The organism is Rubritalea spongiae, assembly GCF_042652385.1.
Lineage (GTDB): Bacteria > Verrucomicrobiota > Verrucomicrobiia > Verrucomicrobiales > Akkermansiaceae > Rubritalea > Rubritalea spongiae.
In genome coordinates this window covers 751,774-771,339 of the sequence record NZ_JBHSJM010000001.1, presented here as the reverse complement: position 1 = coordinate 771,339, position 19,566 = coordinate 751,774, and the positions used below count along the sequence as shown (strand labels likewise).

The 19,566-nt window shown below is 47.2% G+C and carries 14 protein-coding genes, 3 tRNA genes and 2 pseudogenes; 8 read left to right on the top strand and 11 right to left on the bottom strand.

Annotation, left to right across the window (positions count from 1 at the left end; genetic code table 11):
- Window positions 1-77: 77 nt before the first annotated feature.
- The 6 genes and pseudogenes from ACFPK9_RS03715 to ACFPK9_RS03690 form a co-directional block, all read left to right on the top strand.
- Window positions 78-758, top strand: a pseudogene (locus ACFPK9_RS03715) (IS5 family transposase); the annotation flags it as partial.
- A gap of 190 nt (window positions 759-948) precedes the next feature.
- The gene (locus tag ACFPK9_RS03710; RefSeq protein WP_377092544.1) at window positions 949-2,007 is read left to right on the top strand and encodes an IS4 family transposase; all 1,059 of its coding nucleotides are present in this window, start codon (window positions 949-951) and stop codon (window positions 2,005-2,007) included.
- Between the two features lie 134 nt (window positions 2,008-2,141).
- Window positions 2,142-2,218: transfer RNA gene (locus tag ACFPK9_RS03705), tRNA-Pro, on the top strand.
- Between the two features lie 280 nt (window positions 2,219-2,498).
- The gene (locus ACFPK9_RS03700) at window positions 2,499-3,335 is read left to right on the top strand and encodes a 50S ribosomal protein L11 methyltransferase (RefSeq protein ID WP_377093316.1); all 837 of its coding nucleotides are present in this window, start codon (window positions 2,499-2,501) and stop codon (window positions 3,333-3,335) included.
- 250 nt (window positions 3,336-3,585) lie between these two features.
- Window positions 3,586-4,752: a pyridoxal phosphate-dependent aminotransferase gene (locus tag ACFPK9_RS03695; protein ID WP_377093315.1), complete on the top strand. Its 1,167-nt coding sequence runs from the start codon at window positions 3,586-3,588 to the stop codon at window positions 4,750-4,752.
- Between the two features lie 100 nt (window positions 4,753-4,852).
- On the top strand, window positions 4,853-5,776 hold the full coding sequence (locus ACFPK9_RS03690; protein WP_377093314.1) for a ThuA domain-containing protein: 924 nt from the start codon (window positions 4,853-4,855) through the stop codon (window positions 5,774-5,776).
- Here the strand turns inward: ACFPK9_RS03690 and queG are convergent.
- Window positions 5,773-6,834 (bottom strand): tRNA epoxyqueuosine(34) reductase QueG, encoded by a 1,062-nt coding sequence (gene queG / locus ACFPK9_RS03685; RefSeq protein WP_377093313.1) that lies wholly within the window; start codon window positions 6,832-6,834, stop codon window positions 5,773-5,775. The two genes, ACFPK9_RS03690 and queG, sit on opposite strands and share 4 nt — an antisense overlap.
- Window positions 6,835-6,983: 149 nt before the next feature.
- Here queG and ACFPK9_RS03680 point away from each other — a divergent pair.
- Window positions 6,984-7,069 (top strand) — tRNA-Tyr (locus ACFPK9_RS03680).
- Between the two features lie 123 nt (window positions 7,070-7,192).
- On the opposite strand, the pseudogene ACFPK9_RS03675 reads toward ACFPK9_RS03680, so the two are convergent.
- Both ACFPK9_RS03675 and ACFPK9_RS03670 read right to left on the bottom strand, forming a co-directional pair.
- Window positions 7,193-7,512 (bottom strand): annotated as a pseudogene (locus ACFPK9_RS03675) (transposase).
- A 66-nt stretch (window positions 7,513-7,578) separates the two neighbouring features.
- On the bottom strand, window positions 7,579-7,944 hold the full coding sequence (locus ACFPK9_RS03670) for a transposase (protein WP_377093312.1): 366 nt from the start codon (window positions 7,942-7,944) through the stop codon (window positions 7,579-7,581).
- Between the two features lie 188 nt (window positions 7,945-8,132).
- Between ACFPK9_RS03670 and ACFPK9_RS03665 the strand changes: the two genes are divergently transcribed.
- Window positions 8,133-8,209, top strand: a tRNA-Pro gene (locus ACFPK9_RS03665).
- 506 nt (window positions 8,210-8,715) lie between these two features.
- Here the strand turns inward: ACFPK9_RS03665 and gatA are convergent.
- The 8 genes from gatA to ACFPK9_RS03625 all read right to left on the bottom strand — a co-directional run bounded on the left by gatA (window position 8,716) and on the right by ACFPK9_RS03625 (window position 19,554).
- Window positions 8,716-10,137 carry an Asp-tRNA(Asn)/Glu-tRNA(Gln) amidotransferase subunit GatA gene (gene gatA, locus ACFPK9_RS03660; protein WP_377093311.1) on the bottom strand — a complete coding sequence of 474 codons (1,422 nt, stop codon included), beginning with the start codon at window positions 10,135-10,137 and terminating at the stop codon, window positions 8,716-8,718.
- Between the two features lie 56 nt (window positions 10,138-10,193).
- Window positions 10,194-10,481 carry an Asp-tRNA(Asn)/Glu-tRNA(Gln) amidotransferase subunit GatC gene (gatC, locus tag ACFPK9_RS03655; RefSeq protein WP_377093310.1) on the bottom strand — a complete coding sequence of 96 codons (288 nt, stop codon included), beginning with the start codon at window positions 10,479-10,481 and terminating at the stop codon, window positions 10,194-10,196.
- Between the two features lie 117 nt (window positions 10,482-10,598).
- The gene (locus ACFPK9_RS03650; RefSeq protein WP_377093309.1) at window positions 10,599-11,750 is read right to left on the bottom strand and encodes a prenyltransferase/squalene oxidase repeat-containing protein; all 1,152 of its coding nucleotides are present in this window, start codon (window positions 11,748-11,750) and stop codon (window positions 10,599-10,601) included.
- Window positions 11,751-11,755: 5 nt separating this feature from the next.
- A complete protein-coding gene (locus ACFPK9_RS03645) occupies window positions 11,756-12,451 on the bottom strand; it encodes a YdjY domain-containing protein (RefSeq protein ID WP_377093307.1) in 696 nt (231 codons plus the stop codon).
- A 41-nt stretch (window positions 12,452-12,492) separates the two neighbouring features.
- Window positions 12,493-12,954 (bottom strand): low molecular weight protein-tyrosine-phosphatase, encoded by a 462-nt coding sequence (locus tag ACFPK9_RS03640; protein ID WP_377093305.1) that lies wholly within the window; start codon window positions 12,952-12,954, stop codon window positions 12,493-12,495.
- A 70-nt stretch (window positions 12,955-13,024) separates the two neighbouring features.
- Window positions 13,025-17,947, bottom strand: a complete 4,923-nt coding sequence (locus ACFPK9_RS03635) for a ThuA domain-containing protein (protein WP_377093303.1) — start codon at window positions 17,945-17,947, stop codon at window positions 13,025-13,027.
- A gap of 63 nt (window positions 17,948-18,010) precedes the next feature.
- Window positions 18,011-18,664 (bottom strand): CHRD domain-containing protein, encoded by a 654-nt coding sequence (locus ACFPK9_RS03630; protein ID WP_377093302.1) that lies wholly within the window; start codon window positions 18,662-18,664, stop codon window positions 18,011-18,013.
- 227 nt (window positions 18,665-18,891) lie between these two features.
- Entirely contained in the window at window positions 18,892-19,554 is a 663-nt protein-coding gene (locus tag ACFPK9_RS03625; protein ID WP_377093300.1) for an HAD family hydrolase, read from the bottom strand.
- Between the last annotated feature and the right edge of the window lie 12 nt (window positions 19,555-19,566).

The following is a 19,566-nucleotide window of genomic DNA, read 5'->3' as shown; positions in this document are numbered from 1 at the left end:
GATGCCGGACGTGCTCAAAGAGCACCTAAAAAAATTAACTTAAATCTCAGCAGAGAAAATCTAACAGTTCAGGAAAAGGCAGAAAACCTGCTAATTTTGACCGAACTCTGAACGGAATCTGGTGGATTCTGGTAACAGGAGCCCAGTGGAATCAGCTTCCTGAGCGCTACGGAAAGTGGAATAGTGTCTATCGATTTCATCTGCGTTGGTCTAAAAAAGGAGTCTTCAAGGAGTTACTAGAGGCCACAGCTAAACTCAAAAACGAGGATCAATTCAAAATCATTGATGGGTCTCACATTAAAGTTCACCAAGATGCTTGCTATCAATGTGACACCTCTAAAGATCAATGCTTTGGGAAAACAAAGGGTGGTCGAAACAGTAAGCTACATGCGATGACAAATAGTAATGGAAAGTTGCTAGATCTAATCCTTCGTCCAGGCAATGAAGCTGAAATAAAAACAGCTGAAGAGCTATTAGGTGAACTTGCCGACTGTATTGTACTTGCTGACAAAGGTTACGATTCAGATGCCTTGAGAGAGCATATTGAAAAGCTCGGAGGCGTGGCACTCATACCAGGGCGAAAAAATCGAAAGAAGAAGCCTTTTTATATCAAAGAAGTCGGTAAAAGGCGTCATGTAGTAGAGAACTACTTTGCTAGAATTAAGCGCTATAGAAGAATAGGCACTCGCTACGATAGATTGAGCGAGACTTTCGTATCCTTCATATGTCTTGCATCCATAATGGATTGGATTAGATAGTCAATTTGTCCACACGGCCTAGACTATGATTGTGAAGTTTGTTGTCGTCCGATGTTAGTGATTGTGAATGAATATGGTGTAAGAGCACAATCTTTAGATGATGTGTAGGTTATTTCACACTACACGACAAAAAATCACAACTGCTTGTTAGATAAAACCTTGACTACAAGTGCCATGCCGCAAAATAGGCATGTCTTTACACATTTCTATACTAACAACTCTGAGACAGCAGGTTGGAGGGAATCTTTCACGTCTCAAGTGTCTCGCTGACATTATTTTTGCGATCACAAAGTCTCGATCTGTCAATTTGGTGAAGCTGGCCACGGATAGCCAAATGGAGTGCTCACAAAGTAGTCGTTACCGTCGGTTCCAAAGGTTCTTTGCCACATGGGAACTGCCCATGCTCGCTATCACGCAACTCATTTTGGGAAAAATCCCTAAACCTAAGGATGGCTATATTTTGAGTATTGATCGAACCAATTGGCAGTTCGGTAAAACTCACATCAACATCCTAACTATCGGAGTGATTGTGGGAAAAATAGCTGTTCCTCTCGTTTGGCAAACCTTACCACAGACTTCCAAACGAGGGAACTCCAACACAAAGCTACGCATTGGGCTAATGAGTAAACTTCTCGAAGTTCTGCCTGCCAAGGACATTTACTTCATTGCTATGGATCGCGAATTCCACGGGAAGAGGTGGCTTGCTTGGTTAGACAAGAAGGAAGTTACTTTTGTGTTGCGAATCAAAGCAAATACCATTGTTGGTGATCTACTCGCTATGGAGTGTAAACGCTCGCGGGTAGAACGCCAAAGTATCTGGGGAATGAATCTCTATTTTGGTAAAAAAGAAGTTCGAACACAACGTACCCAAACGCTTTACGTCGTGAGTAACCGTTTCAAAAGTAAGAAAGCTCTGAACGCCTATCAGCGTCGCTGGGGTATTGAAGTACTCTTTGGTCACTTCAAAAAGAAAGGGCTCAACATAGAAGACACTCATCTAAGGGAAGCAAAAAGAGTCGACACACTAGTAGCCGTGGTCACCCTAAGCTTCTTCTTCTGTTTTAGTTGGGGAGTCATTTTGAAGCATAACAAAACCCTGCCTGCTTATATAAAACGCAAGAGTTACTTCAGGGCTGGCCTCGAGCATGTGATTGAAATGCTCAATCACCCCAAACGCTTAGAGCAACTGTGGAATCAGTTTTTAGGATGGATTGATAATGGAGCTTTTCCCAAAAAAATTGTCGTGTAGTGTGAGGTTATTTAAGAGAATTCATTTTTTTGTAAAAGAGAGCTTGTAATCTTAAAGCGATTGATGCAGTTTCCCGCCGCACCGCGAAAGCAACCAAGATTTCAGCAGTTTACTGCGAGGTGCAATACTTCGATCGGGGAGTAGCTCAGCTTGGTAGAGCGCCGGCTTTGGGAGCCGGATGTCGCAGGTTCGAATCCTGTCTCCCCGACCATTTAAAAAAGACCGCCTTACTTTAGAGTTTGGCGGTCTTTTTTATGTGGAGAAAGAGATGAGAACTCAGTTCGACTGCGTGGCGTACATCATTCTTGAATACTTCAGAATGCGGCGGGCATTTTGCCAATAGCAGATCTGTTACGGAGCAGTGATGCTATTGTCTTCTCGACCATTTTGAAATTGAGTAGGTAGCTTATAGCTTAATGGCGCTATTATGTGTTTGTGATTCGATCTGCTATGTTCTTGCTTCGCTGCTGTTAGTGATCTAGAGATTGGCTATGTGGCATTGGTCCAAATTATCATCTGTGAAGTGGCTCGACGCTTGGGAAGAACGTTTTTACGGGAACCCTAACAGCGTGATTAACGAGATCAAAGGGGGAAAGTCGATTCGTGTGGAGGTTTACTGTGAAACGCAGAAAGAAGCGGAAGCGATTCAGGAGCAATTTGGTGGATCGGTTCGTTCGGTGAAAGATCAGAACTGGGCGGCTATCTCTGAGGTGGCGCGTCCGCCATTGAAGATTCGCGATGCGTTGTTAATTACTGGAAGCCGTGAAGCGAAGGCAGTGAAGGCGCTGCAGGATGAATATCCTGATAGAACTGTGGTCCGAGTGCCTGCTGAGATGGCATTTGGTACCGGTGATCACGCTACGACTTCTACGTGTTTGCGTCAGATTGTAGACATTTCTCGTGAGCGCAGAGGCGCCGATTGGCAAATGTTAGATCTAGGCTGTGGGACTGCTGTATTGGCAATAGCCGCTCGTTTATTGGGAGCGAGTACTTGTGAAGCGCATGATTTTGATCCGCAGGCGGTGCGAGTGTCCAAGCAGAACCTTGTCTTAAATAAAGTGAATGGAATTAAGGTTCTCGAACAGGATGTGTTGCAATGGAATCCTCCTCAGCAGTGGGATGTAGTGGTAGCTAACTTATTTTCTACGATTTTGCAGCAAGCTTTTGGGGTGATCGCGAAAGCGCTGAAAGAAGATGGAGATCTTGTTGTCTCAGGTATTCTGTATGAGCAATGGGAAGAAACAAAGGCTGCTGCAGAAGCCGAAGGGATACAAATTTCTAAAGTGATCCGAAAGGGTAAATGGGTCAGTGCTCGCGGACATAAATAGAGCCCACAGAGAGTGTGTTGTTTTAAAATAGCTACTCGGAGTGGGGGAGATTGGATGATTTACCGGGTTTCCGTTCAGCCATTTTCTGATGAAGAGTAAGCTCTAGTAAAGAATTCGTGAGCAAGACTGGCATTTCTCTTGCATGAAAAGTGGGATGCTTTAATAAATGCCTCGACTCCAGAGGGGGAGTGGTTTCCGACAAAGATTGACTTCGCCTCTCGGGCGCGAACATTTTAATACATCGTCAATCATGGAAAGCATATCATCACGCGTAACTCAGGTCACCCCATCGCTGACTCTTAGCATCACTAACCAAGCTAAGGCAATGAAGGCAAAGGGTGAAGAAGTCTACGGACTTGCCGGCGGAGAGCCAGATCTCGACACACCTGACTTCATTAAAGAAGCTGCTATTAAAGCGATTCAGGATGGTAAAACCAAGTACACGCCAGCAGCGGGTATTCCAGAATTGCGCGAAGCAATTTCTAAGAAGCTTAAGAAGGAAAATGGCTTGGACTACGAAGCGAGTCAAGTAGTAGTGAATAGCGGCGCTAAGCACTCTTGCATGAATGCGATCATGGCCGTGGTCGAGGAAGGTGACGAAGTGATTATTCCTGCACCTTACTGGGTGTCTTACCCAGAGATGGTTCGTCTAGCAGGTGGTGTTCCAGTAATCGTAGAGACTAAGGAAGAGAATGGCTGGAAGCTTACTCCTGATGAGTTTGAAGAGAATATGACTGGTCTCACAAAGATGATCATCATCAACTCTCCAGGTAACCCAACTGGTGCTGTCTACACTGCTGAGGAGCTTAAGGCGCTCGGTGAAGTGGCATTGTTAGAAGATATCACTATCCTTTCCGATGAGATCTACGAGCACCTTATCTACAATGAGGCGAAGCACGTTTCTATCGCTTCCCTTTCTAAGGAACTCTACGATCTCACTATCACTGTTGGTGGTTTTTCTAAGGCCTACTCCATGACTGGATGGCGTCTTGGTTGGATTGCAGCGCCTGCTGAAATGGCGCAAGCAATTAGCAAGATTCAAGGCCATACAACATCGAACGCATGTACTTTTGCACAGTATGGCGGTTTGGCTGCTCTCGAGCAGGATAGCACTTTTGTCGAAGACCTTCGTGCTGAATACGATGTTCGCCGTCAATTCATGCTCGCTCGCCTCAAAGCGATTCCAAATGTGAGTGTAGTTGAGCCAGAGGGTGCGTTCTACTTCTTCGTCAATTGTGAACAGCTTGGTATGAAGTCTGTGAATCTTTGTGATAAACTTCTCAATCGCTACCGCGTGGCGGCAGTGCCAGGTATCGCGTTTGGTAACGACAACTGCATTCGTATTTCCTATTGTACGACTCTCGATGTTCTTAACGAAGGCATTACACGTTTCGAAGAATTCTGTCGCGCGCATTAATTCATAGAACGATATCATTTCGCAAAATGGCACACAGGGTTCGTCCTGTGTGCCATTTTTTGTTAGTAGCTAGATGAGGAATGTAGTAGTAATTCGAGTCATGAAATCACGCACACTTCCGTTGTTAGTTGCTCTCACAGGGTTAGGGGTCGCAGTAGGTATTGCTGCCAATAAAAGAGGGAAGCAGCAGCAGGTCTCTGCTGAAAATTTGGCGAAGGTCGAAGCATCTATTCCGAAGAAGGTGACTAAGCCTGAGCAAAAACGAAAGCTTTTAGTATTTAGTGTGACGAACGGCTATCGTCATAAATCGATTGATCTTGGAAAGCAGGCATTGGTGATGATGGGTGAGAAAACTGGTGCCTACGAGGCGGTAGTCAGCGATGATTTGAGTAATTTTGAAAAAGATAAAATTTCTGAGTTTGACGCTATTTGTTTCAACAACACGACGAGTGAGGTGTTTCGACCGCACAGAGTGAAGTTCAAGTTGCTCGATGCAGAGCAGAAGAAAGAAGTCTTAGAAAAGGAAAAAGAGCTACAGCAGAACTTAGCTGACTTCATTAAGAATGGTGGTGGATTTATCGGTATTCACGCAGCTACAGATACCTTTTATGAATGGCCCGAGTACGGCGAAATCATTGGTGGGTATTTTAATGGTCATCCATGGAGGAGTTCGACGGATGTGACTATTAAGGTTGATGATTCAGCGAAGGGTAATCCGATTCTCGCAGCAATGTCCGATGGTGAGCCATTGAATTTTAAAGAAGAAATCTATCAGCACAAGGAGCCTTATGATTCTTCAAAGGTAAATATGTTACTTCGTTTGGATACAGAGAACACCACGATGGAGGTGAAAGGGATCAAGCGTAAGGATAACGATTTTGGTGTGAGCTGGACGAGAGAATATGGCGAAGGCCGTGTGTTCTATTGTTCACTCGGGCACAATGACCATATTTTCTGGAATCCGAAAGTTCTGTCCATTTACTTGAATGGAATCCAGTGGGCGATGGGAGATTTGGGGAATTAGGAATTAGAAACCTGATAACGGAGTTTAATTTGTTGAATGGCCCACTCCGCGTGTTCTGCGATGAGTGGGTCATTTTCTTTTACGAGAGTATCTAGGAGTGACAGATCTTCACTTGTTCCTGTATTTCCAAGAGCGACGCATACGTTGCGGATGAAGCGGTTGTGTTTGATCCGCTTGATGGGGGACTTGGCGAATGTCTTGCGGAAGGTGTCGACGTCCATTTTGGCGAAGTCGCGTAGTGAATATTGAAAAATTTCTTTACGAGCGTGGAGTTTGGTTTCCTGGCTGAGTTTTGCGAAACGATTCCACGGACAGACTTCGAGACAGACATCGCAGCCGTAGATGCGGTCGCCCATGAGTGGACGAAGTTCTTCTGGGATGCTGGTACCGTGTTCGATGGTGAGATAGGAGATACAGCGGCGTGCGTCCATTTCACGTGGGCCAGTGATGGCATTTGTCGGACAATGGTCGATGCAGCGGGTGCATTTGCCGCAATGGTCACCAAAGGGGGAGTCAGCTTTGAGATCTAGAGTGGTAATGAGTTCGCAAAGAAAGAACCAGGTGCCGAATTCTTTGTGGATTTGGACAGTAGATTTCCCATTCCAGCCGAGGCCTGCATCATTGGCAAAATCGCGTTCGAGCACGGGGCCGGTATCGACATAGTAGCGTTGGCGGCCACCCATGTCCGAGAGGGCTATGTCGAGGTCGCGCAATTTATCTTCGATGATGTCATGGTAGTCATCATTCCAAGCGTAGCGGGCGATTTTATAGTCGTCTGAGTCAGCTTGATTTCCTGGGTAATAGTTGAGAGCCAGGGTGACAATGGAGCGAGCACCCTCTAAAACTTCACCAGGATGGACTCTTTTGTGTTTATTTTTTTCAAGCCAAGCCATTTCTCCAGCACAACCTTGCTCGACCCATTCTAGGTATCGATCAGCGTGAGAAGCGCGTTTGACCGTAGCAATTCTACAGTCCGAAAACCCTAAGCGTTTGGCTATGAACTGGATGTTGCGTTTTTGAATCTCTGGCGTGAATTCCATTGTTGGATGCAGTTTCATGGTGAAATGTGAGTGGCGCAATAGCAGATAAAAATAATTGTAAAAAAGTAACGTTTTTAACTTGCAGATCGTCGGGAACCGTCTTAGAAATCCCCCGCCTCGCAAGGGGTGCTAACCGCAGAATCGCAAGATTCGAAATTTTCTACGATGGGTAGATGGCCGAGTGGTTAAAGGCGGCAGACTGTAAATCTGCTCACGTAAGTGTACGAAGGTTCGAATCCTTCTCTGCCCACCATTTTCTAGGAAGTTACATTGGGAGGTGTAACTTTTTTATGAGGGAAAACCCTGTAGCTCTTTTTGAGCTACAGGGTTTATTCTTGGGTCTACACCAAAGTTTGGGGAGAGGCATGTTTTTAGTTTATTGTGTTGGTTCGCCACATTGAGCGATCACGCGTAATCTGTAGTTTTTGAAGTTTTTGAAGTTTCTAAATCCGTATGCTCGTCGTTGGATGAGTGTCATTTTCTATGAAAGCCTTCTGTGATTCCATTGTTCTTGGTGAACCTCCACATGCAGCCAATAGCTTCCAACCATGCTTGAAGTGTCTTCGCTAAGGTTTCCATGGGTTTGCTATGTGAGTACTTGAGTTTGCGGATGTGGCCGACAAGTACTCGGGCTAGCTTTCTGTATTGCTGTTTATTGCGTTCCTTTTGATTCATGAGTCTTCTGATTTGGTGCATGTGTTTATGGATGAGTTTGAGGGCTGGATAGGTCGATACAGACGACGCGCACCTTGTCTCTGCCTTTTACTGGGTGAAGTATGTTTCGAGTTCAGAGTTGCTGCGCCCCTCCACCACATCAAAGATTTTGTGGTTCTTCAGGTCGCAGAGCGTGGTGCTGAAGCGCTTAGCTTTGTGCAAGGTGGGTTCATCGATGCCAAGAACCTGAGGACAGCACTCTGAGAGGCGTTCTTTGGCTTTGAGGACTGTGAACTGCGCGTAAATCCTACTTATGGTAGCCTGTCCCAGGCCTTTAGTTTTGGCTAATGTTTTAGAACACAAGCCTTGATCATGAAACTTGTAAATGGAGCGTCGCAGCGGCTCGAGTTGAAACTGCAGCTTTACCTGAATGGTGGAGGTATGATTATGTTGGACTTGAAGGGGGGGAATCATTCAGACCCATATTTAGCTTATTAAGCATAGGGGGCATGCCTCATATCCCCAACCTTTGATGAAGAGCCAAGTTTTTGAGAAATCTTCAAAACAGAGCTTGCATTTGGTGGGCGCATTGTGCAATTTCCCGCCGCACCGCGAGAGCAACCAAGATTTCAGCAGTTTACTGCGAGGTGCAATACTTCGATCGGGGAGTAGCTCAGCTTGGTAGAGCGCCGGCTTTGGGAGCCGGATGTCGCAGGTTCGAATCCTGTCTCCCCGACCATTTACAATCGACCGCCTTACTTTCGAGTTTGGCGGTCTTTTTTATTTGGAGACAGATGAGAACGCGGTTCGACTGCGTGGAGAGAGATAAACTTGAGGGGGGTGTTCGCAAATGGAGCTTCAGCATGTGATGGGAGCCAGAGCTATTTTTTGAAAAATACGAGAAAATGAGATTATACCATTCTCCCGGCTATATTGTCGGAATGGATGATTTTGATATGAACGCTAGTCAGCGGAGCTGATTACAATAAAGAGCGGCATTACTTCGGCTTCATTTCTGCGTTTTTCCTCAGTCATGTAGCCTGCTACAATCCTTCGTCATGCCTTGAGATGAAGGCCAAATTAACACCGCTATTCCGACAATCTATCCACTCAAATGGTATTAGCGGCATCTGAAAAGCGTTGCCATTTTTATGTGCAAAATCTGGGTATCTTCACAGAAAACGAAAAGCTCCAACTTTTGAGTTGGAGCTTTTGGCAGCGTGATAAAGCTATTTTATGGAAGCTTTAGAGCTTCTCTACGGTCTTTGCGACTTTAAGAATGGTGGATTCGCCGAGGTCTGGGCCGAGGATTTGTAGGCCGACTGGGAGTTTATTTCCGTTGTCTGAGTCGACAGTGCCTGCTGGGACTGAGATTCCTGGAATGCCGGCGAGGTTCGCGGCGATGGTACAGATGTCTGCAAGGTAATCTTGCAGTGGGTCGTCAGCATTTTCACCGTGTTTCGGAGCTGCTGTAGGAGCTACTGGTGAGAGTATGGCATCGACTGTTTCAAAGGCGTCTGTGAAGTCCTTGCGGATGAGCGTGCGGACTTTTTGCGCTTTTGTGTAATAGGCGTCGTAGTAACCAGAAGAGAGCACGTAAGTGCCGAGGATAATGCGGCGTTTTACTTCTGCACCGAAACCTTGTGCGCGTGATTTACGGTAGAGGTCGATGAGGTTTTCTGGGTTTTCAGCGCGATTCCCGTAGCGTATACCATCGAAACGAGAAAGGTTCGAGGATGCTTCTGCTGGGGCGATGATGTAGTAGGTCGCAACGGCGTACTCGGTGTGAGGGAGTGAAACGGGAACTAGCTCAGCACCAGCGGCTTCGAGCTTGGTAGCTGTTTCATCGAAAATCGCTTTGACTGCTGGATCGATGGCGTCGCTGAAATATTCTTTCGGAATACCGAGTTTCATGCCTGCCACACCTGAATCGATGTCGGCGGTGAAATCTGTATTTTCGCCATCAATCGAAGTCGAGTCAGCCGAATCATATCCGGTGATAGCATTGAGTAGGAGAGCGGCGTCATCGACAGATTTGGTCATTGGTCCGATCTGATCGAGTGATGAGGCGAAAGCAACCAGGCCGTAGCGCGAAACACGTCCGTAGGAAGGTTTGAGTCCAACTACGCCACAATGTGATGCTGGCTGACGAATCGACCCGCCAGTGTCGGAGCCAAGCGCAGCAATAGCTGTGTCAGCAGCAACGACGGCAGCTGAACCACCGGAGGAACCACCAGGTACGCGACTGAGGTCGACTGGGTTGTTGGTTTGCTTGAGAGCTGAGTTGTCACAAGTGGAACCCATGGCAAACTCATCAAGGTTGGTGCGACCAAATGGAATGGCGCCGGCTTCGCGGAGTTTGGTGATGACTGTGGCGTCGTAAGGTGAGGTGAAGGCGCCGTCGAGGAACTTAGATGCACAGGTGAGTGGTTGACCTTTGACGTTGATGTTGTCTTTGATCGCGATTGGGATGCCACCTAGTGGTAGGCTGAGATCCGCATTTTTTGCTTCTTCACGCGCGGCATCGAAGTCGTAAGAAAGGTAGCCGCCGATGGCTTCATCCTTTTCTTTGATGGCAGTTTCGAGTGCATCGATGATGTCGACGGGTGTGATTTCACCTGCGGTAAGTTTGGCGCGCAGGGAAGTGATAGATTCTGTGGAAAGCATTGTAAAAGTTTTCAGTTGGTAGTGTGCAGTTGGCAGACCAATAAGCTGAGATAGAACTACTCGATGACTTTAGGGACGCGGAGTTGGTCATTTGCTGTGTCAGGAGCATTGTCGAGGAATGCATCGCGTTCGAGGCCTGGTTTAGCTACGTCTTCTCGGATGCGGTCGAACACTGGTGAGGCGTGAGCAGTAGGCTCGATGCCTTCTACGTCGAGCTCGGAGAGCTTGTCGATATACCCAAGAATTTCGTCGAGTTGTTTGCCGAAGGTTTCAGCCTCTTCAGTAGTGAGCTCGACACGTGCTAGATTAGCCACGTAGTTGACGTCGATGTGTTCAGTTGCCATGGCGGGAAGATGCGCAAGGAGGGCAGTTTGATCAAGATCGAAGTCATGGGATAAAAAAGAAAAATCCTAGAGAGCTGATGTAGTCTCTAGGATTTTGAAAGAGTGCTTAGCTGGTGGTTAAGACTGTGGGATTTCAGGAATCGAGAAATAAATTTGCTCGAGTGTGAGTACCGCATAGGCGGTGACGAGTTCCGCTTCATTTTCCCACCAACGGGAGTTTTCGTTTACCCATGAACCGTCTGGCTTTTGGCTACTGAGAAGTTTTGTCGCGAGCTCATTGCGCCAATCGTGTTTGATACCGTCTTCGGTAACGATGGTGTCGACACCCGCTGCGGTAAGGGCCTTTGCCATTACTTGGTAATAGTAGTATAGCCCTTGTTCTCCGAGACCTGGGTTTTCGGCGATTGTGTAGTTGTTGTCGAGCCAATGTTTCACTGCTTCTACGCGAGGATCAGTTTGTTTGAGGTCAGCGTAGATTAGGGAAAGTAGACCAGCGTAGGACATAGAGCCGTAGCCGCGGAGAGTTTCACGACCATCTTTTTCGACTTGAGTTCCTGCCTTTGAATTACCGGGGAAGTAAACGAATGAACCGTCGTTAGAAATGCCGGGTTGATCATTCGTGCTTTCGAGGTTTTGACAACGCGAGATGAAGTCGACCGCCGCGTCCCAGTTGAGGGTGGGTTGGCGTGTTGCTGAATCTTTAGCGGTGGCTTCGGTGAGTTTGAGCGCTTCGATTGCGAGGTAGGTGTTCGACATGTCGGAATGTGGGTAGCTGCCGCCATAGCCGATACCACCATCGTTGACATTGTCTGTTTCTCCTTTGAAGTCCCAGTCCTGCTGGAGGTTGATGAGGAATTTACGGCCTTTGAGAATGGCGTTTTGGTGGGCTGGGTCGCCAGAAGCGGCGAGAGCCATAAGGCCACATGAGGTATTGTAGGTTGCGAGGCCTTTGACGTAGATACCCCCGTCCTTGTGTTGGGTGCCGAGTAGCCACTGGTAGCCTTTTTTGATGTGAGTAGCCTCTGCTTCTTCACTATTTGGTGAGCGTCTGGCCGCAGTAAGGGCGAGGGCTGTGTAAGCTGGAGTTTTCTCATCTTTCCAAAACCCCTGAGGGGCTTGAGTCGTTTTTAAGAACTGGTTCCCTTTAGAGATGGCGTGTTCCATTTCGTGTTTGAGGGAGAGGTAGGGCGCATTTGGGTTTTCGGCTGCTTGAGTGAGAGTGAAGGAGCTTGTTATGGCGCTTGCTGTTAGCAGGGTGACTAATTTCATGGTTGTTAGTTAGGTTTGTTAGTCTGTGTGAGAGTGATGGTGACAGGGGTGCTGAGTGGGGGCAAAAGTTTTTTGTTAGGGAGCCAGATCGTATCGTCTTCTCGACCTTCACCAGAGTAGTTGATAAGGGCTGTCCGGTCAGTGTAAACGGCGATGATATCACCGGTGAGAGAGGCTTGGAGTTTGCCTTTGTTGAGCATAGATCCTGAGTAAATCCAGGGAGCGTTGGGCATATGCGAGGCTGTGGATTCGACATTAATGAGTTGGTGGGGGTGGTAGTGATATTGTTTACCATCTAATTCCCAATAAACGGAGATACTGAGACGGGAGAGCCTTTTAGTTTGCTCATCTTTTGCTTTAAAATAGACGCCCGTCGCTTCGTGGTTTTCGTCGAGAATTTGAATCAATTCTTTGGATTCTTTATATCCGAGAAGTTTCATGGCTATGTTCAGTTCTAGAGCATCGACTTCTGTAATGAAGACGGACTCGTGGACTTTACCTTGAGCTGTGACGAGCAGATATTCGACAAGGACTTCGGTTTGTTCGACTTCAGCCGGGAAGGTGATGGTGCGTTTTGCGCTATCAATTTCGATGGCTCCAAGTCGGTAACGCGTTTCATCAATTTGCACCACCTCAGGTACTTTCTGGACATCAGCAAAGAGTCCGAGGTTGAGAAGGGTGAAGAAAAAGACCGTGCGCATTAACTACAATAATGTGGCGGAAACTTGGTGGCGCAAGTTGATTATTGTGAATATGTCTCAATAATGGCGCTGCAGCCATCTTCGAGGAGGTCTACGACGAGCTCGAAACCGTCTTGGCCTCCGTAGTAAGGATCTGGGACTTCGGTCTCGGAGTGTTGGCGACAGAAGCTGGTGAATTTTTTGATCTTATCGGCGTACAGTTTTTGAGGATCTAGTTTGCTGACATTGGAAAAGTTCTCGTCGTCCATAGTGAGGATGAGGTCGAAGTCTTCTAGGTCATGGGCTTGGATTTGGCGTGCCTTTCCAGTGACTTCTATACTTCGCGACTGGAGAGTTTTCGTCATGCGCGGATCCGGGCCTTTGCCAGTGTGCCAAGCTTCTGTTCCAGCAGAATCGATCTCCCATTGATCTGCGATGTCGGCTTGTTGAACGGTATGGCGAAAAATGTTTTCACCAGCGGGGGAACGACAGATATTTCCGAGACAGACGAAGAGAATTTTCATAGGGGCATTTCAGGAGATGTTGCCCCTATGGGTCAAGTGGCATTCTATCAATCTAACTGTCTATATGCTATTATTCACTTAGCTCAGTCAGTTCGACTCGCAATCTGAAGAAGCAATTATCTTCCGTAAATCCAGCAGCAGTGGCAGCGGTCTCGAGATTTGTGAAGGATACGCGTTCCATGCCGTTGACTTGCGTAGTGACACTTTGTGAAGTGGTAATGGCTTTCCAAGTGTTGGAGTTTAAGGAATCTGAGGCTTCGACGATGTAGAGAATGTCAGGAAGGTTTGATGGACGTTCGAAGGTGAAACTGAAGTCGTCTCCACTGATGCTTAAGTACGGTTGACGGTTGCTATTATGAGTATCGTCATCTCCGCCAAGAGCATACTCTAGCAAGCTTGAGAGTCCGTCCTCGTCGAGGTCTGAAGCTGCGCTAGTTAATAAACCTGAGTCTCGTAGATAACTAGCAAATGAGGGGTCTGGTAGTTCTTCGGAGTTTCCAACAATTTGGAAAATACCGATCGCATTGACGGTGGGGTTATTGACTCCACGATCCTGGAAATCGATGTTGAGAGTGCTGTCGCTGACGGTAACTTCTTCAGACAAATAGTCGAAAGCTACATTTTTTCCAGCTTGCTCGAAGAGATCGAGATCATTTGAAAAGAGATCACTGCCTCCTTCGATCTGGACATTGAAGAGTCTTTGGTCAGTAGTAGTTGCGTAACTTTCTGCGAAGCGCAGTAGTACCTGGTATCTGCCATTTGGAACATCTATTGCATAGCTCAAATCACTAGTGCCTGAAGTGTAGCGTTCGCTGAGATAGAGAAGATCGTCACTCGTGTTGGCAATTTCGAGTTCTCGGCTGGCGGTTCTACTGCTGGAGAACGTGAAGCCTGAAGGTTCTTTCCAAACAGTAAGAGCAAAGCCATTGAAGCCCCCTGTGGTGGTGCCTCCAGAGCCCCAATTGACGATGATAGAATTTTGATTTGCAACTTTGTCAAAGGTAAACTGGACGGAGGTCGAGGAGGAGTCTTCGTAGTCAGTCGTCTGAGTTCCTACTACTGAGCCATTGTAGACAACTTGAAAGGTGACATCGGAGTCGTCAGTGTCACCCACGCCCCAGAGGGTGAGTTTGATTTCGTCGCCATCCTCAATAGCATCGAGACCGTTAATGGTAAGTTGGCTATCTGAAGTTGATCCAAATGCGTCTCCATCGTAGATATATGAATCGACAATAGCATTTCCCACATAGTTGCCTTTGTTGGTCGTGTATCTTCCTGCTCCCCCAGTGTTAGAGACGCTTAGTCCTGAGAGGCCCTCAGCTGTCACAGCTTGATTGGAGGGGTTGGCTGATGTGATGATGTTAACTGGGGCACTAGCAGATACTCCAGAATCAGCTGCAGCGAAATCGGAAGCTACAGCGGCAGCAGCCGATGAAGTGTTTCTTGCAAAATTTACTAATAGAGTAGCATTAGATTGAGCAGTGTCAGTCACGTATAGATTGCCTTCAGAGTCAGTATAACTCGGGCCAGCGGCATTGATGCCCAAGTAGAACAGGGGCTCAGCAGTGACGAAATTTAAGACAGTAAATTGCGTGTTATCTTCGATCCTGTCTCCTGCAAGATCTTCAATGTTAGACAAGGTTAAGTTGTAATAATGATTTTCTTCTGCACCATCGAGAGTCAGAATAACTGATTCTTGATCAGAGCTAGGAGTTGCCTGTGTCACAGTAACGCTATCACCAAATGTATAGTTGGAAAGCATTGCGAGAGTGGCATAGTCCATTTCCTGATCAAATGTGATTTGAACTTGGTTTGTAGCGATGAAGTTGATGGATTCAACTGAGGGTCTTCCCGCAATCACGGTAGCTCCTGTACCACGGAAGTTGATCCAATTCAGTTTTATCAAGTCACTTGCTGAAGGGTTCACAAAGATAAAATAGATTTCTTGGCCGCCGGGAGTCACACCATTGAGAGCTCCTGTGTAATCGAGATAAGTGCTGCCGTCTCCAGCTGGGACGGATATTTCACCGATGAGGTTTCCTGTTGGCGAGCCTTCACGCACTTCTACTGTACAGCCGCTGTCAGAAGCCGCACGGAGACGAATGGCCTCAATGCCGTTCAGATTACGATCTGAAAAATAGATGTAATCTCCATCGTCAATGTCCACGATGTCTACTTCTCCTCCTAATGAATCATCAGTCAGGGCTATGGAGACACCGGATTGACCATTAAAAACTTGGGCCATAGTTATTTTGGGATACATCCCAGCCCTTGCTATTCCTGTGAGCGATTCAGTGCCCGTAGCACCTGCATCTGTGTAGATTGCATCAAAGATAATACTCAAGTCATCGTCAAAACCATGGCTGTCATCTCTGGCAATTAAGATTTCTCCACTCAGCTGGTTATATTGACCGAAATTATGCAGGTGATCAACGTGGCCGAGCGAAGTTTCAAACAAAACATCAGCATCGGTAATCTGTCCAGCAGCACTCGTACCGTCTTCTGGGTCTTCCACAGTAAATTCGAAGTTTACTGTATCACCCCAGTCGAAGAAAGAGTAGGCCGTGGGCTCAAGCATTGTAAGAACTGGGCGGTTATTGCCAACGTTGATAGTGATAGTAGAACGGGAGAAGAGGCCGTCGGCATCGGTTACTGTCAAAATCGCGTTGTAAACGCCAGCTTGCGTATAAGTATAGCTTGGATTTTCATCCGTGGAATCGATTACTTGATCACCGTCAAAGTCCCAAGCAAAAGTAAGCTCGGTATTGTCGGGGTCCGAACTCTCACTCGAGTTGAAATTGACAGTCAATGGAAGAGCTCCCTCTGTGACGTCAGTGCTGGCGACTGCAATAGGTGTGGATTGCTCTCGAGTATATTGTACCTTAATCAGTTTTGTGTTTGATGAAGTGCCCGAGCTCCAGCTGCTTCCCCATTCAATGACGTACATGGCTCCATCAGGGCCGAACTGCATATCAATAGGGCGACTGAATGTGATGTTTGGCGCAAAACGGGTAATTTCATGGATTGAGCCATCAGGTTTGGTTTTTACTTCCAAAATGAGGTTGCGCATGAATTCCATGATGAAGAGGCTTCCGTCATAGTATTGAGGGAAATTATAACCTGGCTGATGCGCGTAAACCTGGCCAGCCATAGCAGAGCGATTAATATCACCAAGTTCTGAAAATTGTTCCAGAGTGTCTTCTGACTTATCGGTATACCAAATCCATGCTGGTTCTGGCTCAGTCAGCAATGTCGGGTCACCAGCTTCCGCTAGACTTCCTGCGAAGCCACTTGAATTAGCGAAATAGTCCGCCAAGTCGGCTTGCATTGTAGCCACTGTCCAAGGGTCTCCATTGCCGTCATAGTAAGCTTTACTGTCAGCAATATAGTATGGCCATCCATACCAACCAGCCTCTTTCACTTGGTTAAACTCATCGTGTCCTAGAGGGCCTCCATACGCTCCACTGTTTATGTTATTGGCATCAGGTCCGACATCACCGAAGTAAAGCCAGTCGGTATAGGGATCGATACAGAAGCGGAAGTTATTTCGACAGCCCATCACATAGATCTCAGGACGGGCGAGTGGGGTGCCAACAGAAAAGAGGTTTCCTTCAGGGATGGTGTAATTTGGATGTGCGACAGGACCTCCACCGACATTTGGGGTGATGCGCAAGATTTTCCCTCTAAAGTCATTGGTATTGGGAGAACCTTTTCGTGAATCTAAGCCTATGTTGTCTTCATTGCGCGGGCTCCAATTATAAGCATCGGTGTTATCTCCAACGCTGATGTAGAGATTACCATTAGTGTCGAAACGCAAGCAACCGCCGATGTGATGGCCATTGTTGTTAGTCTCAGTGGGGCGATTTAAGTAGACTTGTATGATGACGACTTCGCTGGTGAGGTCGAGGTCACCATTGGCGTCTAGGGTGAAGCGGGAAACTCTGTTATAGATTTCGCTGCCAGGGTTAGGAGACCAGTTGATGTAAAGATTGTTGGTTGTGGAAAAATCAGGGGCGAGGGCGATGCCTAGAACCCCGAATTCACCTCCAGTATAGGCATCGAGAGTTCCGATGGTAGAAGTAATGCCAGTACTTTGGTCATGCACTTTGACTGCTCCAAAGCGTTCGACGAGGAACACACGACCGTCTTCTGCAACGTCTATAGCCATCGGGCGTGAGACCTGATCATCAAGAATCACCTTTTCATAATTTGAATCAACAGTGGCGCCACTGTCTCCACCGAGCTCACCGGCAGCCCACTCAATGGCATTACTCATGAGGCCAAGCATGATTTCATTGCTAAAGATCTCTTCGGGGTGGCCATTTGCTAGGTATGCAGATCTGCCGCCATCAAACTCTTGGCACCAAGCGATCGGGTGATCGTCTCCATGGCCTCCACCAGTGTAGGTTTCTTCATCTACGACAGCGAGGACATGGGCATTGCCACGGGGGCTTGCTACGAAGTCGTACCATTCGTCAGTAACGACCCATTCTAAGACGCGCTCGTTGGTGGAGCTATCGATGACGTTGGTGATTGGGTGAACCTGGTCCAAGAATTTGACAGTTGCTTCATGAGTACCCGGAGGATGGCTTTGGAATGTCGCTCCCACCATATCGACATACCATTCCCAATCCGCTTCGGTATCAGTGGCAGCATGGACGCCGACGAAGCCTTTTCCTGATTGGTACCAGCTTTGGAAAATCGTTTGTTGGGTGTCTGTAAGGACATCGCCCGTGGTACTCATGAAAACGACTACATGGGTGTTTGGGAGAGCGTCGATGAGGGTTTGGGCATCATCAGTGATGGTGACTCCGAAGTCATGATCGACGCCGAGAGCGGCAATGGCATTAGCTCCTTCATCTCGAGAGGCGTGGCTGTAACCAGCTGCTTTTGTGAAAACTACGACTTCAAAGCCATGGCCAAAAACTAGAGACATGGAGGTAAAGAGAGCTGCCACAAAGGTGAGAAATGGCTTATGGTGCTGGACGTTCATTTTTTTTTGAGCTGTAATTTGTTAGGTGACTTCGGAGTAACTGGTATACATTTAAAATGCCTGTTAGCGTTTTCGTGTGCGATTGAAGAGCAAGACGCTGAAGCCAAAGAGGGTGAAACAGGCCGAACTGGGTTCAGGAACTGCTATTATCTGCCCACGAAGTTCACCTTGGCGGTAAGCGAAGGTGTGGACCTGAACGTAGAGTTCTCCGTTTTGCAGTGCTGTTATTGCATCGGAGAGGGCGACGCTATCACCCATTTCGCGGACACCATCCGCTCCAAAGTTTTCATCGCTGTCATCCCATATGCCGCTGAGGTTGTTTAGGGAAACTGTAAGTTCAGCATCATCTTCGCGAGGTACTCCGTAAATATTCAGAGCGTGAATGCTGTTAGTGCCAGTAGCGCCAAAATGAATGTGTACGGCTCTGACTAGCTCGTCGGGGCCTGTTGAGCTAGCTCTAGGTATTGTCGTGTCGAAGTAGAGTCCTGCGTTGAGGCTAATTGTATAGCTAAGCTTTGGGCCGTTCGCTCCACCTGTAGTGAGGGTGAAATACGCGGTGCCACTGGCAGTGCTGGCGCTCGGGTCATCCGCAGGGCTTTCTGGCACGACTGCTCCAGGTGTGAGACCTGCTTGAAACTGGAGGACAGCACCATGCGAGAAAGTCACAAACATCGCCATGGTAAGGAGCACACTATACCAGGGTGCTCGGGATTTCATGACCGATGGTCTTGAGTGATTCGTTAGGGTTTGCATGAATTCTTCTTATTTTCCGTGAAAAAGAGTCACTTCAAATAATAGGAATACATATGTGAATCAACAACTATCCATATAACGCAGCACTATATGCGCAAATTGTGATGTTTGGTGGTGAGTGAGTTATATTATTTTGCCAATCTAATCGCTCAAAATTAGCTTTATAAAGTACTACCGGCAATGAGTCGGATTTATGATGACAGGAGCCAGTTTTTTACGGCTTCGACATTTTCGAATTCGGGAATCCAAGCGAGTTCTTCAGGTAGGTCGCTGGTGAACTCACATCGTAGTCTGACTGGATGGGCGCCGGAGTCGATTGCTGCGTATTGGTTGTAGATCCTGTCATCGACTAGGATGGTCTCAGCTGGGTCGAGTTGATACTTTTCGTAACATTCTTTGAGACGATCGATTTTAGCGGTGTCGTGCATGAAGGCTCCATGTTGGACGCATTCAATTATTAGGAAATCGGTGACAGGAGCGAGAATGTCATTGAGGTAGGCAGTTTTCGCTTCGACGTCAAAAGTGGCAGACATTGTGAATTGCCTATAGCCGCGCTCGTTAAGTTCTTTGAGGACTTCAATGACATTGGGATAGAGTGGGCGATTTCTAAAGTATGACTGGTCCGCACAAAAATCTTTATCCATTTCGGTACCTAGTTCTGGATGTGTTTTCAGTTCCAATGCTCCGTATTCAGGAATGATCGGCAACACTTCAGGAAGTTGCTCCCACTTGAGATCTTTGTATTGATCGCGATAGTTAGGGTGGTTTGTTAGGAAGTGATAGTAAGCGAAATTGAGGTCGGCTAAGACTCCGTCGACGTCCCAGAAAATGTTTTTAATCTTAGTGTTGTCCATTGCTTAATGAAG